The organism is Methylobacterium mesophilicum SR1.6/6 (assembly GCF_000364445.2).
Lineage (GTDB): Bacteria > Pseudomonadota > Alphaproteobacteria > Rhizobiales > Beijerinckiaceae > Methylobacterium > Methylobacterium mesophilicum_A.
On the sequence record NZ_CP043538.1, the window covers coordinates 3006879 to 3021208 of the forward strand.

The following is a 14330-nucleotide window of genomic DNA, read 5'->3' on the forward strand; positions in this document are numbered from 1 at the left end:
GGCGACCGGCGCGGCGGACTTCGGACGGGATCGCTCCCGTTCCGAACGGGTTCGCCTGCCGCGCGAAAGGCGCTCCCCGGCAGGCCATCGGGCGGCCCGTGGCCGTCCCGTCAGTGCTCGTGGCCGCCCGAATTCGACGCCGTCCGGCGCGTTCGCGGATCGACGGCCCGCAGGTCGGTCTGGCGCGCGCGCCGGCCCTTGGGCGTGTCCGGGGCGCGGGCCGGCTCGGGCATCGGCTCGCCGGTCCACTCGTAGGCGAGGGTGCCTTCCGGGTGCCGGTACCAGCCGGGGTCGCGGTAATCGCCGGCCGCCAGCCCTGGGCGGACCTTCAGGACGGTGAACATCCCGCCCATCTCGACGGACCCGAACGGGCCCGCACCGGTCATCATCGGCAGCGTGTTGTCCGGCAGCGGCATCTCCATCTCGGACATCATGCCGCCGCCCGTCGAGCCCATCGGCATGTAGCCCGGCGCGATCCTCTGGATCTGCTTGGCCGTGCTCTTCATGTTCACGCCGATGTAGGTCCGGACCGAGTGGCCCATGGCGTTCATGGTGTGGTGCGACTTGTGGCAGTGGATCGCCCAGTCGCCCGGGTTGTCGGCGTTGAACTCGATGGCCCGCATCTGCCCGACCGCGACGTCGGTCGAGACTTCCGACCACTGCCGGTTCTCGTCGATCCAGCCGCCGTCGGTGCCGGTGACCTTGAAGTCGACGCCGTGGACGTGGATGGGGTGGTTGGTCATGGTCAGGTTGCCGAAGCGCATCCGCACCTTGTCGCCCTGGCGCGCGACCATGGGGTCGATGCCCGGCCACACGCGGCTGTTGAAGCACCACATGTTCATGTCGAGCATCGTGTTGACCTTGGGCACGTACGACCCGGCCTCGATGTCGTAGGCGTTCAGGAGCCACACGAAGTCGCGGTCGACCCGCCGCTCGGCCGGGTCGCGCGGATGGACGACGAAGAAGCCCATCATGCCCATCGCCATCTGGACCATCTCGTCCGAGTGCGGGTGGTACATGAAGGTGCCGGAGCGCCTCAGGATGAACTCGTAGACGAAGGTCTTTCCCGGCGGGATGCCGGGCTGGGTCAGCCCGGCGACCCCGTCCATGCCGTTGGGCAGCGTCTGCCCGTGCCAGTGCACGGCGGTCGCCTCCGGGAGGCGGTTGGTGACGAAGATCCGGACCTTGTCGCCCTCGACCGCCTCGATGGTCGGTCCCGGCGACTGCCCGTTGTAGCCCCAGAGCCGCGCGTTCATGCCGGGCGACATCTCCCGCACGACCGGCTCGGCGATCAGGTGGAACTCCTTCCAGTCGCCGCGCATGCGCCAGGGCAGCGTCCACCCGTTGAGCGTCACCACCGGCTGGTAGTCGGGCCCGCTGCTTGGGTAGAGCGGGGGCTGCATGGTCGCCTTGTCCATGATCGGGGCCTCCGGCAGGCCCGCGGCCTGGACCCGCCCGCTGATCATCGACGTGCCGGCGAGCACGAGGCCCCCGGCCCCGAGGATGCCCCTGCGCGAGATGTCGGTCATGATCTCCCTCCGAATGTCATGGGCGGATCGGGCTCCTTGGCTCAGCCGCCGGGCGTCGCGACGGCGAGGCTCGTGCCCGGGCTGCCTCCCGCGGGCTCCCCGCCGAAATTGTCTGCCGAGAAGCCGCCGCCGACTGTCGCCGCCTTGAGGTCGGTCGCCGCGATCCAGAAGTCGCGCTGCGCCTCGATCGCCTGGATGTTGCTCAGGATCCTGGCGCGGGCGTCGACGATCAGCGTCGTGACGTCCAGCAGCATGCCGCTGTACTGGAGCAGGGCCTGGTCCTGGATCGTCCTGCGCAGCGGCAGGACGCTGGTCTGGTAATGCCGCGTGATGTCGTACTGGCCGCGATAGCGCTGGAACGCCTCGCGCACCTCGGAGCGGGCGTTGACCGCGCGCTCCGCCAGGCGGTTGGCGCTGGCGAGGTAGCTTTCCTGCGCGCCCCGCACGGCGGTGGCCCCGAAGTCGTAGATCGGGACGACGAGATCCGCCGAGAACCCGTTCAGGCTGGCCTTGTCGACCTTCGGGGCACCGCCCTCGCCCCCCGCGGCCCTCGACCGCGAGAACCGGTTCGCGAAGCCCGCATCGAAGACGCTGACGAAGCCGCTGGCCTGGTTCAGCCCGAACTGCCCCACAAGCGATTGCAGCTCGAAGCGGGCGGCCTGCACGTCGGCCCGCTTGCTCATCGCCTCGGCCTCGATGGCGCGCCCGTCGACGAGCCTCCCGGGCAGGGCCGGCAGGCCGTTGGGCAACCGGAACTCGATCTCCCGCCCCCAGAGCCCGAGCAGGCGGGTCAGGCGCTCCCGCTCCGCCCGCTGCTGCACCCGCGCCTTGGCGAGCTGCGCGCCGAGCTCGCTGTAGAAAGCATGCTCGCGCGCCTGCTCCAGCTTGTTCAGCGCGCCCGTCTCGCCCAGCTGCGTGGCGAGCGTCGACGCGGATCCGGCGCCGGCCAGGGCCTGTTCGAGGAAAGCCGTCGCCTGGTTGGCCGCCACGGTGCGGTAGTATTGGCGCCGCGCCTCGCCCCCGAGCCGCAGGACCTGCTCCGCCGCGTTGTACTGATCGGCCGTGAACCGCTGCCGCGCGATCTCGGCACGCACCGGGAGCGTCGCCAACTCCAGCACGCTGGCGGCGACGGAGCGCTCGATCTCCGTGTTGAAACCCAATCCCCATTGCGTGATCGAGAGGCGCGGCGAGGGCGGCAGCGTGGCCTGCACGTACTGCGCCTCGGAGACGCCGAGGTCGTTGAAGGCGGCCTGCAGGCCCCTGTTCCTGAGCAGCGCGACCTGCACGGCGCCGTCCGCCGTCAGGGGACGCCGCAGCAGCGCGTCGACCCGGGCGTCCGCGGTCGGCGCGATGCCCTGGTCGTCCGCCTTCACGATGTCCTTCCGCAGGTCGAGCGCCGCGTAGCCGCCGGCGACGGAGAGGCCTGCGTCCGGCGAGAAGCTCGCGCAGCCCCCCAGGAGGAGGGCCGGGATGGCCAGGCTCGCGGCCAAGCGCCCGGGACGCGTCCGGGCGATGTCGCCTGGCGCGCGCGTGGTCGGACCGGTGCGTCCCGGCGCGGTCGACAGGCATCCCATGCCAGGTAGTCCGAGGCGTGCGCCCGTTCGGTTACAGGGACGGACCATCACCGGCCTCCGGAATCGCGCTTGCCGCCCATGCCGGGCATCCCGTCCATGCCCGGCATGCCTTCCATCCCGCCGGAACCGGACCTCGGCGCGACCTGCCGGTTGAGCTCCCGCCAGTCCTTCGGCTCGACGACGCGGAAATCCTTCACGCCCCCGGTCACCTTCGCGTATCGGGGCGGCGGGACCGGCACGCCGGGTTCGGAGGGCAGGACGAGGCCGACGGGCACGGCTGCGGGCATGCAGCCGGCGAGCGGCAGGACCGCCGCGAGCGCGGCCGGTCTCGGCAACTTGAACATCTTGGTTTTCCCGAACTGAGGCGGACGGCCGAGAGCAGGGCCCGGCGCGGCGCCGGCCGCGCGGCTGGAGCCGGCGACAGGGTCGCGCCCGACCGAGCCGTCGGGTCATGGAACGGAATGGGTGGCCGTCGTGTCGGAGCGGCCGGGGGCAGTCGCTAGCGGCCCCCGCGCGTCAGGCGCCAAGCCTCGGCGGACGCTCGATCCGGAGCGGATGCGCGTCGACGGTCCCGTCCTCCTGGGCGATCAGGACGCGGTCGGAGACGGTGTGGACCAGGGGCGTGACCATCCAGGTCGCCGCCGGCAGCGCCGCCTGGCAGCCCAGCGTGCAACAGGGCGACGGGCAGGCCGTTCGCTTCGAGCGGTGCCGATGGCCCGGGCAGCCGTCGTCGCCGGCGGTCGCGGCCGGCAGGTCCTGGGCCCCCTCTAGAAGCGCGGTCCGCCCGTGCCCTTCCGGATCGCCGCCGTCCTGGCGCGCACGCGCATGATGGTCATGGGGTACCGCCGCGGAAGCGCCGGCGATGTGGTCGAGCATCGAGGCACGGTGGCCCATCGTGCACGGCGCCGCAGGCGCGATGGCCAAGGCCAACGCGAGCACGGAAAGCATCACTGCGCGCACAAAGATCAATGATCAGGACCTCCGCCCAATCTTGCCGAAGCATTGCACGACCCGGCGACACCGGCAATCCACCGGGACAGGCGGACGTCTTGGAGAAACATCCTGTTGGATTTGCGCCACAAGCCGCTTCCGGAGGTTCGTCGCCGCGCGCCCGTTGGCAGGACCCCTTCCGGTGGAGTGCGAACGGGGCAGGCGGCGACGAACCCGGTCAGTGGACGTGGCCGTGCGGAGCGGCGGCCTCCGGAGCCGTCACCGCATCGCCGCCTCCCGCCGCGGCATCCGGCGCGGCCCGATTGTCCCCCGGCGCGTGACCGTCCGCACTGCCGTGTCCCTGGCTATGGTCATGGCCGTGGTCGTGGGCATGTTCGTCGGCATGCTCGTGGGGGAGGCCGCCGTTTCCGGGGTGGACGTGGTCGCCCGACTTCGGGAGCGCCATGACGCCCAGGCCGTAGCGGTAGACGTTCTCGCCGCCGAGCCACCCCGTCACCGCCAGCGCGCCGGAACCTCCGGCGAGAAGCGCCAGCAGCGCGAGGCCCGCACCGGCGCCCCGCCGGCGCTCCAACCAGGCCAAGCCGCCGGCGGCTAGGAAGACCAGCGCGGTGGCGACGGCCCAGCGGAGGTGGATCGTCATGTTCTCGTGCGAGGCCGCGTCGTGCGCCACCGTGTTGTAGGCGTACCATCCGGTGGCGAGGGTCGCGGCCGTGACCGCGATGCCGACCGCGAGGTTCCAACGCGCAGCCGCGGTGAGGGCGATCCCCGACGGCGACGTCCGGAGAAGGGTCCCGGCGACGAAGAGGGCGCTTGCCGTGATGAGCAGGGCGACCGTGAAATGGACCGCGACCGGATGCCAGTTCGGGATCACCTCGATCATGACCGTACTCCCAGGAAGGTGTCGCTGGCGGGATGGGTCGGCTTCGCGCCGGACCCCTTGGAATTGCCGGGCGCGAAGGACGGCGCGCCGCACCGGGACGGGCCGCCGTCGTCCCGTCCCGGTTCGCCCCTTCGGAGCGCCATTGCCGGGCGGCGTGCCCTCGAAGGTCCGGAAGTTGCCCGCCCGACCCGTCCTGTCGTGCCCGGCGGCGGTTTAGGATCGAGGCACAGACTTGGCAATAAAACGCGGCACATGCCTGCCGGCGGGGGCATGCCGCAGACGCTGTAACCTTTCCGGGCTCGATTGCGGAAAGATCTTGGTGCGGCGGGGCGGTCCCCGTTGCCTTGGGACGACCGATCACCTGAAATGGGTGGCCGGATGGAATGCTCGCCCGCAACCCCATGGTGCGGGAAGGTCGGGGGCGCTGCGGTGTGGCGAATGATGCGACGTACTTTGAGCTTCATGGCGCACGCTGCGAACCCGCACGCCTAGCCCCGGTGCCCCGGACGGAGGAGGAATTGCGTGGGTTGCTCGTCGCGAGTCTCGAAGGAAGTGCCGCCGACTACCGGCTCTTCCTCTCGCGTCTCGGGTCGCATTTGCGCGCGTACTACAAGGGCAAGCTGATCCGTTCCGGACGCGGCGACACCGAGGCGGAGGATCTGGTCCAGGAAACCCTTCTGGTGATCCATGCGCGCCGGCATACCTATGACGTCACGCAGCCGGTCACGCCTTGGATCCACGCCATCGCCCGTTACAAGCTCATCGACCACCTCCGCCGGACGCGTTCGGCGACGGCCGAGGTTCCCGTCGAGGATGCGGGCGTGCTGGTGGCCCACGACGACCATGTTGCCGCGGAGAGTTCGCTCGACGTCGAGCGGCTTCTCGCGCACCTGCCGGCGAAGATGAGGAACGCGATCCGGTCGACGAAGGTGGAGGGCCTGAGCACCGCCGAGGCGGCCCAGCGCTCCGGCATGACCGAGACCGCGGTCAAGGTGAGCGTCCACCGCGGCCTGAAGGCCCTGGCGAATTTGGTGGGAGGCAAGGCGCGATGAAGACCGACGAACTCATCGGCCTGCTGGGCAGCAGCTTCGAGAATGAGCCGGCGCGCACCCCATGGATGACCCGGCGGCTCGGGTTGGCGGTCGCCGTCGGCGCCGGCGCTGCGCTCTGCCTCGCGCTCGCGGTCCTGGGCGTACGCCCCGGCCTGACGGAGACCCGCCCGCTCGTGTTCCTCGCCTTCAAGTTCGTGTTCGCGGCCGCGGTCGGGGGGCTCGCGCTTCGATACCTCGCCCGGGCCGCGAGGCCCGGAGGCGAGAGCCGCGTCCATCTCGGGGTCGCCGCCTTGCCGTTCGTCGCGGTCGCGGCGCTGGCGGGGGCGAGCCTGGCGATGACCCCGCGCGAGCACTGGCACGGCCTGATCTCCGGCCACACCTGGCTCGAATGCCTCGTCTCGATCCCCCTGATCGCCGTCGTGCCGTTCGCCGTCGTCACCTGGGCGGTCCGGCGGTTCGGCGCGCCGACGGACCTGGTGCGGGCGGGGGCCCTGGTCGGCCTCGCCTCGGGCGCCGTCAGCGCGCTCGGCTACTCGCTGCATTGCATGGACGACACCGTCCCGTTTGTGGCCGTCTGGTACGGAGGCACCATCGCGCTGTGCACGTTGGCGGGGGCGCTTCTGGGTCCGCGCCTGCTTCGATGGTAGCGAACCGGCTCGGCGCGTCCTCCGCCCCCACGCCGGTCGGCGAAGATGACGGGCCATCGCGGTGCGGACCGCGGCATCAAAAGAATTCCCGCAACGCCGTAACGATGAGCGCGAAACGAACGGATTCAAGGCAAGGAGCACCAAGCTCCAAAGTGAATAAACGGGTCCCGCCATGAGAACCAAGATCGTTCCCGTTCTCGCCAGCATCGCGATGTTTGCCGTGCTGCCCGGTCACGCGCTCGCGGGGTGGATGGACAACGTCCCATCCCGCTTCATACCCCAGACACATCGGACGCCGCTCCGTCCTGTCGAGGCGCCGGACGTTGGCTTGACGACCGGATCGATCACCAAGATGCCTCGCCGTCCCTCCACCGGCCGACATGGCCGGCCCGAGACTTCCAACGCCACCGGGCGTCCCGATCTGTCGAGGAGTGCATCCCTCGCACGCGAGGCGGAATGCGCCTGAAGCCGGGGGCCAAACTGCACAGTGCGGGCGGTCCCGACCATGCCGCGACCATGCCGCATTGTGGGCGCGCCGCCATCGACCTTCCGCCCCGACAGAAAAGCTGGCATCGTGGATCCGTGACGTTCTGGCTCGCCATGAGGCGGCTGATCCCGCTGCTCGCGGTGATCGGTCTGGCCCTGACGCCGGTAGCCGCCCCTGCGGCAGCCGCGGGCATGCGCGCGTCCGCTGCGGCGCAGGCGCGCACCGTGCGCGGGACGACTGCGGCAGCGGACCACGCCGACATCGCCGGGTCGGGCATGGACGATGCGGACATGGACGACATGCCCTGCTGCCCGCCCGGGAAGACGGCGAAGCCCGACTGCGCCAAGGCGGGTTGCCCGCTCCTGGCGCTGTGCCTGGCGGGAATCGCTTCCCTCCTGCCGACCGCGGTGTCCGTCCCGGCACCTGTCGCGATGCGGACAATTCGAGCTTGGCCCGCCGCGGAGGCGTTCGCCAGCGTGCACGGGACACCGTCACCCGAGCCTCCCCGAGCCTGAACCCGATGCCGCCGGCGTGCGCGCCGGCTCGACGCCGCGCGCCCGCGCGCCGGCGACCATCGCGTTCAGGAGACGACATCCGTGACCAGAAACCCTATCGCGCGTGCCCTCGTGGCAGCGCTGCTCGGTGCCGCCTTGTCGGGACTGGCGCGGCCCGCGCTCGCCGACATCAAGGACTACGCCTTCGAGCTGACCGGGAAGGAGGCCAGAGTCGGCGAGGCCATCCTCGCCGTACGCCTCGTCGACAAGCGCACCGGCAAACCCGTGCCGGATGCGGTGATCTTCGCCCGGCGCATCGACATGGCCCCGGACGGCATGGACGAGATGATCTCGAAGATCGAGCCGATCCCGTCCCCCGAGCCGGACGTCTACCGGTTCCGGGCGAAGCTCTCGATGGCCGGAGGCTGGCGGCTCTCGCTCGCCGCCAAGGTCCAGGGCGAGACGGGCACCGTCGAGGACAGGCTCGAATTCCGGGTGGTCAAATGAGCCGGCGCGCATGGTTCGCCGGGACCCTTGCCGCGTTCGCGGCGGCGGGGACCGGGTACTGGGCGGGCCGCGATGGCGGCCCCGTGCCGGTTCTCGTCGAGCGCGCGCGGGCCGAGTTCGCCGAGTGGGTTCCGGCCTCCGCGCCGGAGCCGAAGGCGCCGACGGAGGCCACGGGTCCCGTAGTCTACTACCGCGACCCGGACGGGAAGGCCGCCTACTCGCTCGCGCCGAGGACGACGGCGGACGGGCGCGACTTCCGCGCGGTGCGGGCGAGCGAGGACGTACGCCTCGACGGGTCCGAGGGCGACGCCGCGACGCCGACCGGCGAGGCCGGCCAAGACACGGCGACGCGCGGAACCGAGGGGGCCGGGACGTCCGCGGCGGGCCCCAGGAAGGTGCTCTACTACCGCAACCCGATGGGTCTGGCGGACACCTCGGCCGTTCCCAAGAAGGATTCGATGGGGATGGACTACATCCCCGTCTACGCGGGCGACGACCAGGACGGCGACGTCGTGACGGTCTCCCCCGGCAAGGTCCAGCGAACGGGCGTGCGGACCGAGGTGGCGGAGCGGCGGGTGGTGGCCCAGCCGGTTCGCGTGCCCGGCACCCTCGCCCTCGACGAGCGGCGCGTCACCGTCGTTGCGACCCGCTCGGACGCCTACGTCGACCACGTCGAGAACGTCACGACCGGCGACCGCGTGCGCAAGGGCGAGGCGCTCGTCCACGTCTACTCGCCCGAGATCAACGCGGCCGCCGCCCAGCTCATCGCCAACTCGGGCTTCGACGGGGCGCGCCGCAGGCTCCAGAACCTGAATGTCTCCGAACCCGTGATCGACGAGATGGAGCGCACCCGGAAGGTGCCGATGGCCATCACCTGGTCCTCCCCCCGGGACGGCCTCGTCCTGCAGCGGACCGCCATCGAGGGCATGAAGGCGGCGGCCGGCGACACGTTGTTCCGGATCGGCGACATCTCGGTCATGTGGGTCCTGGCCGACGTGCCCGAGCGCGACCTCGCCGGGGTGCGGGTCGGCCAGGCCGCCACCGTGCGGCTGCGCTCGGCCCCGGGGCGCACCTTCTCGGGCAAGGTGGCGGTGATCTACCCGCAGGTGAACCCGGACACGCGGGCGACGCGGGTGCGCATCGAGTTGCCGAACCCGGACGGCGCGCTCCTGCCCGACATGTACGCCGACGTCGAGATCGGCACGGGCACGGGCAAGCCCGTGGTCGCGGTCCCGGACGACGCGGTGATCGACACGGGCGCGCGCCAGGTCGTGCTCCTCGACCGCGGCGCGGGCCGCTTCGAACCGCGCGAGGTCAAGGTCGGGGTCAGCGGCGGCGGTTACACCGAGATCCGAGACGGCGTCGCGACCGGCGACCGGGTGGTCACGGCGGCGAACTTCCTCATCGACGCCGAGAGCAACCTGAAGGCGGCGCTGCAGTCCATGGCGGCCCCGAAGGCGGACGACCGGCAGGCCGCGAACGCGGAGGGCAAACCGTGATCGCGCGCCTTATCGGTTGGTCGGCCCGCAACCTCGTCCTCGTGCTGGTCGGGACCGTGTTCGCCGTGGCGGCGGGAATCGCCGCGGTGCGCACCCTGCCGCTCGACGCCATCCCGGACCTCTCGGACGTCCAGGCCATCGTCTACACCGAGTATCCGGGCCAGGCCCCCCAGGTGGTCGAGGACCAGGTCACCTACCCGCTGACCACCGCCATGCTGACGGTGCCGCGGGCCAAGGTCGTGCGCGGCTTCTCGTTCTTCGGGGTCAGCTTCGTCTACGTCATCTTCGAGGACGGCACCGACCCGTACTGGGGCCGCTCGCGGGTGCTCGAATACCTCAACACGGCGGCGAGCCGGCTCCCTCCCGGGGTGACGCCGACGCTGGGGCCCGACGCGACGGGGGTGGGCTGGGTCTATGAATACGTCGTGGTCGCGAAGGAGCGCACGCTCGCCGAGCTCCGGTCCCTGCAGGACTGGGTGATCCGGTTCGGGGCCTCGCGCGCCGAGGGCGTGGCCGAGGTCGCGGGCGTCGGCGGCTTCGTCAAGCAGTACAACGTCGTCGTCGATCCGAACCGCCTGCGGGCGCAGGGCATCAGCCTGAACAAGCTCCGGGACGCCATCCGGGCGAGCAACGCCGACGTCGGGGGCCGCACGGTCGAACTCTCGGAGTTCGAGTTCATGGTGCGCGGCCGCGGCTACCTGAAGGGCGTCGCCGACATCGAGAACATCGTGCTCAAGACCGCGGGCGGCACGCCGCTGCGGGTCCGGGACGTCGCCCGCGTCGAGCTCGGGCCGGACGAGCGCCGCGGCATCACCGAGATGAACGGCGACGGCGAGGTCGCCGGCGGCATCGTCCTCCAGCGCTTCGGCGCGAACGCGCTCACCGTCATCGAGAATGCGAAGGCGAAGCTGGCCGAGGTGGCCAAGGGCCTGCCGGCCGGCACCGAGATCCTGCCGGTCTACGACCGCTCCCAGCTGATCGAGGCGGCCATCGACACCCTGCGGCACACCCTGGTCGAGGAGAGCGTCGTCGTCTCGCTGGTCTGCGTGGTGTTCCTGTTGCACGTGCGCAGCGCGCTCGTGGCCATCCTGATGCTGCCGGTCGGCATCCTGATGGCGCTCGCGGGCATGAGGGCCCTGGGGCTCGGCGCCAACATCATGAGCCTCGGCGGCATCGCCATCGCGGTCGGCGCCATGATCGACGCCGCCATCGTGATGATCGAGAACGCCCACAAGCACCTGGAGCGGGCGCCCCCGGGCAAGCCGCGGGTCGAGATCCTGGTGGAGGCGGCCGCCGAGGTCGGCCCGTCGCTGTTCTTCTCGCTGCTCATCATCACCGTGAGTTTCCTGCCGATCTTCACCCTGGAGGGCGAGGAGGGGCGGCTGTTCGGGCCGCTGGCCTACACCAAGACCTTCGCCATGGCGGCGGCGGCGATGCTGTCGGTGACGCTGGTCCCGGCCCTGATGGTGCTGTTCGTGCGTGGGCGCATCGTTCCCGAGCACCGCAACCCGGTGAACCGGCTCCTCATCTGGCTCTACCGGCCGCTCATCGCCGGGGTGCTTCGCGCCCGCATCCCGGCCGTCCTGCTCGCCCTCGGCGTCCTGGCCGCCACCGTCTGGCCGGCCCGGCAGCTCGGGTCGGAGTTCATGCCGGAGCTGAACGAGGGGACGCTGATGTTCATGCCGACGACCCTGCCGGGGATCTCGGTGACCAAGGCAGGCGAGCTGCTGGCAACCCAGGACCGGATCATCAAGAGCTTCCCGGAGGTGGCCTCGGTCTTCGGCAAGGCGGGGCGGGCCAACACGGCGACCGACCCTGCGCCGATGGAGATGTTCGAGACCATCATCACCCTGAAGCCCAAGGCGCAGTGGCGGCCGGGCGTGACGCTCGCGAGCCTCAAGGCCGAGATGGACAAGGCGCTGCAGTTCCCGGGCGTGTCGAATGCCTGGACCCAACCGATCCGCGCCCGCATCGACATGCTCTCGACCGGCATCCGCACGCCTGTCGGCATCAAGGTGCTCGGGACCGACCTCGACGCCATGGAGAAGGTCGCCCGTCAGGTCGAGGCCGTGGTGCGCGACGTCCCGGGGACGTCGAGCGCGTACGCCGAGCGGGTCATCGGCGGCTACTTCCTCGACATCACGCCGGACCGCGAGGCGCTTGGGCGCTACGGCCTGTCGGTCGGCGACGTGCAGGACGTGGTCGCCACCGCGCTCGGCGGCCAGAGCGTGACGAACACCGTCGAGGGACGGGAGCGCTACACCGTCAACGTGCGCTACCCCCGTGCCTTCCGCTCCGACCCGCGGGCCATCGCCGACGAGGTCCAGGTCCCGTTACCGGCGGGCGGCACGGTTCCGCTGCGCGAGGTCGCCAAGGTCGCGCTCACCCGGGGCCCGACCTCGATCCGCACCGAGAACGGGCAGCTCGCGGTCTACATCTTTGTCGACCTCACGGGCCGCGACCTTGGCGGCTACGTGGCCGACGCGCGGGCCGCGGTCGACCGCGAGGTCGAGCTCCCCCCGGGCACGACCCTACAGTGGAGCGGTCAGTACGAGTACCTGGAGCGCGCGGCGGCACGCCTCAGGATCGTGGTGCCCCTGACGCTGCTGGTCGTGTTCCTGCTCCTCTACCTGAACTTCCGGCGCCTGACCGAGACGCTCATCGTGATGCTGTCGGTCCCCTTCGCGCTGGTCGGGGGCGTCTGGCTGATGTGGTGGATGGGCTTCAACATGTCGGTCGCGGTGGCGGTGGGTTTCATCGCGCTCGCGGGCGTCGCCGCCGAGACCGGCGTGATCATGCTGGTCTACCTCGACCATGCTTGGGACGAGGTTCGCGCCGCGCGTCGGCTGGAGGGTCGGCCGCCCACGCAGGGCGACCTACGGGAGGCCATCATGGTCGGCGCGGTCGAGCGCGTGCGCCCGAAGATGATGACGGTCGTCGCCATCATGGCCGGCCTGCTGCCCATCCTGTGGAGCACGGGCTCCGGCTCCGAGGTCATGCAGCGCATCGCCGTGCCGATGATCGGCGGGATGGTCTCCTCGACCGTCCTGACCTTGATCGTGATCCCGGCGGTCTACGCCCTGGCGAAGGGCCGGGGGCTGCTGTCGGAGGCCGAGGCGGAACCCGCGGATGCCGGAACGCCCGGGCGGCCGTCCCTGGCCGCGGAATGAGAACCGAGAGGAGCGGACGATGAAGATCGAACTCAAGCCGACGCGGCGAACCGCCCTGATCGGCCTGGCGGCAGGCTTGGCCGTCGCACGCCGTGCGGGAGCCGGGGGCCTGCCCGAGGTGGCGGTCACCAAGGACCCGAGTTGCGGCTGCTGCGAGAAGTGGGTCACGCACATGCGCGAGGCTGGCTTCACCGTGACGGTGACGGAGGGACCCGTGACCCCGCTGAAGGTCCGCCTCGGCGTGCCGCGCGATCTCGCCTCCTGCCACACCGCCCAGGTCGGCGGATACGTGATCGAGGGGCACGTGCCGGCCGGCGCGGTCAGGCGGCTCCTGACCGAAAGGCCCGAAGGCACCGGCCTGGCCGTGCCGGGCATGCCGGCGGGCTCGCCCGGAATGGAGGTCGAGGGCAGGGAGCCCGATACCTACGCGGTCGTCCTGTTCGGGCCCGGAGGGCGGAGCGCGTTCGCCCGCTATCGCGGAGGCGAGCTGGTCTGACGGCGCCGACCGGACCCGCAACCCTTGACCTTACCACCATGGGAATCCCCATCTCGCAGGGACGTCACACACGGGAGAACGTCATGTATCGCTTCAAGGTGTCGAAGATGGGCTGCGGCGGCTGCGCCAAGTCCGTGACGCGCGCGGTTCTCGGCATCGAGCCGGACGCACAGGTCGAAGTGGACCTGGGAGCCAAGCTCGTGACGGTGTCGGGCTCGGGCGGCCCCGCCGACCGGATCGCCCGGGCGGTGACGGCGGCCGGCTATCCGGCAGAGCCGGTGCATGCCCTGGCGTGAGGCGGTAGGCTGAAACCAAACCCGTACGTGCGCATTCAAGTTCGTGAGGCCATTCAGGCCTCGCCGCCGCAACCTGGGTCTTCAACCCGCATGGGTCCTAACCGGCCAGTCGTGCGCCTGCTCACGGCGATGATCCTCGCGATCGTCGCCTACTTCGCGCCGTCCGCCGTCCAGGCCCATGAGGGGCACGTTCATTGCGGCCACCGCGGTCACCAGCAAACCGCCGCGACAAAGGCTGATGCGGCGCCTGCCGCCCGGCCGGTGAGCGTCCAGTTGATGCGCAAGGCGGCGATCCAGGTGACGCTTCCGGCTCACTCCATCATTCGGGCGCCGGCCGCGATGACGTCAGGCTCGCTTCGGGCGGACGACGCCGGCGCGGGTTGCTCCTGTGCCTGCGTGGGCTGCGTATGCGGGTCGATGGCCTGCTGCGCGATCGGCATCGTCGTCGGTCACGCGTCCCTGACGATGCCGCTCTCACGGGTCGTCGTGCTGATCCCGCACGATGCCGCCGGTCATGCCGGCATCGGACCCGGGGCGCTGCGCAAACCGCCCCGAACCCTCGTGTGAGTTGAGGCGCGCCCGAGGCGCGCGACGCCCTGGGTGCGCCCGCGTTCGCGTCGTTTCCCGGGCGGGCTCGACGCGAGAGCCATTCGCCACGTCGAACCGTTCACGCCCGGCAGGCGCGGAGTAGCCGACCGCCACCGTCACGGCCGAGCGGCACGAGCGTGTGGAGGCCGCGTACCCCCGC

The 14330-nt window shown here is 71.1% G+C and carries 14 protein-coding genes; 9 read left to right on the top strand and 5 right to left on the bottom strand.

Annotated elements, in window-relative coordinates:
* Positions 1-110: 110 nt before the first annotated feature.
* The 5 genes from MMSR116_RS14335 to MMSR116_RS14355 all read right to left on the bottom strand — a co-directional run bounded on the left by MMSR116_RS14335 (position 111) and on the right by MMSR116_RS14355 (position 4934).
* A complete protein-coding gene (locus MMSR116_RS14335; protein ID WP_010682442.1) occupies positions 111-1529 on the bottom strand; it encodes a multicopper oxidase family protein in 1419 nt (472 codons plus the stop codon).
* 41 nt (positions 1530-1570) lie between these two features.
* On the bottom strand, positions 1571-3103 hold the full coding sequence (locus tag MMSR116_RS14340; protein ID WP_010682441.1) for a TolC family protein: 1533 nt from the start codon (positions 3101-3103) through the stop codon (positions 1571-1573).
* Positions 3104-3150: 47 nt separating this feature from the next.
* The gene (locus MMSR116_RS14345) at positions 3151-3447 is read right to left on the bottom strand and encodes a hypothetical protein (protein ID WP_010682440.1); all 297 of its coding nucleotides are present in this window, start codon (positions 3445-3447) and stop codon (positions 3151-3153) included.
* Between the two features lie 172 nt (positions 3448-3619).
* A complete protein-coding gene (locus MMSR116_RS14350) occupies positions 3620-3997 on the bottom strand; it encodes a hypothetical protein (RefSeq protein WP_127991785.1) in 378 nt (125 codons plus the stop codon).
* 274 nt (positions 3998-4271) lie between these two features.
* Positions 4272-4934 (bottom strand): DUF2231 domain-containing protein, encoded by a 663-nt coding sequence (locus MMSR116_RS14355; RefSeq protein ID WP_010682438.1) that lies wholly within the window; start codon positions 4932-4934, stop codon positions 4272-4274.
* A 383-nt stretch (positions 4935-5317) separates the two neighbouring features.
* Between MMSR116_RS14355 and MMSR116_RS14360 the strand changes: the two genes are divergently transcribed.
* The 9 genes from MMSR116_RS14360 to MMSR116_RS14400 all read left to right on the top strand — a co-directional run bounded on the left by MMSR116_RS14360 (position 5318) and on the right by MMSR116_RS14400 (position 14149).
* Positions 5318-5986 (top strand): sigma-70 family RNA polymerase sigma factor, encoded by a 669-nt coding sequence (locus MMSR116_RS14360; RefSeq protein ID WP_412760007.1) that lies wholly within the window; start codon positions 5318-5320, stop codon positions 5984-5986.
* Positions 5983-6633 (top strand): NrsF family protein, encoded by a 651-nt coding sequence (locus tag MMSR116_RS14365; protein ID WP_010682436.1) that lies wholly within the window; start codon positions 5983-5985, stop codon positions 6631-6633. The genes MMSR116_RS14360 and MMSR116_RS14365 overlap by 4 nt, the downstream gene beginning before the upstream one ends.
* Positions 6634-7215: 582 nt before the next feature.
* Positions 7216-7635, top strand: coding sequence for a hypothetical protein (locus MMSR116_RS14370; protein ID WP_039892282.1), 420 nt, complete (start codon positions 7216-7218; stop codon positions 7633-7635).
* 81 nt (positions 7636-7716) lie between these two features.
* Positions 7717-8121 (top strand): FixH family protein, encoded by a 405-nt coding sequence (locus tag MMSR116_RS14375; RefSeq protein WP_010682433.1) that lies wholly within the window; start codon positions 7717-7719, stop codon positions 8119-8121.
* Complete coding sequence (locus MMSR116_RS14380; RefSeq protein WP_010682432.1) at positions 8118-9620, top strand: efflux RND transporter periplasmic adaptor subunit; 1503 nt, start codon at positions 8118-8120, stop codon at positions 9618-9620. The genes MMSR116_RS14375 and MMSR116_RS14380 overlap by 4 nt, the downstream gene beginning before the upstream one ends.
* The gene (locus MMSR116_RS14385) at positions 9617-12790 is read left to right on the top strand and encodes an efflux RND transporter permease subunit (protein ID WP_010682431.1); all 3174 of its coding nucleotides are present in this window, start codon (positions 9617-9619) and stop codon (positions 12788-12790) included. Before MMSR116_RS14380 ends, MMSR116_RS14385 begins: the two co-directional genes overlap by 4 nt.
* Positions 12791-12809: 19 nt before the next feature.
* A complete protein-coding gene (locus tag MMSR116_RS14390) occupies positions 12810-13286 on the top strand; it encodes a DUF411 domain-containing protein (RefSeq protein ID WP_010682430.1) in 477 nt (158 codons plus the stop codon).
* Between the two features lie 83 nt (positions 13287-13369).
* A complete protein-coding gene (locus MMSR116_RS14395; protein ID WP_010682429.1) occupies positions 13370-13582 on the top strand; it encodes a heavy-metal-associated domain-containing protein in 213 nt (70 codons plus the stop codon).
* Positions 13583-13711: 129 nt separating this feature from the next.
* On the top strand, positions 13712-14149 hold the full coding sequence (locus MMSR116_RS14400; protein WP_244625666.1) for a hypothetical protein: 438 nt from the start codon (positions 13712-13714) through the stop codon (positions 14147-14149).
* Positions 14150-14330: the final 181 nt, after the last annotated feature.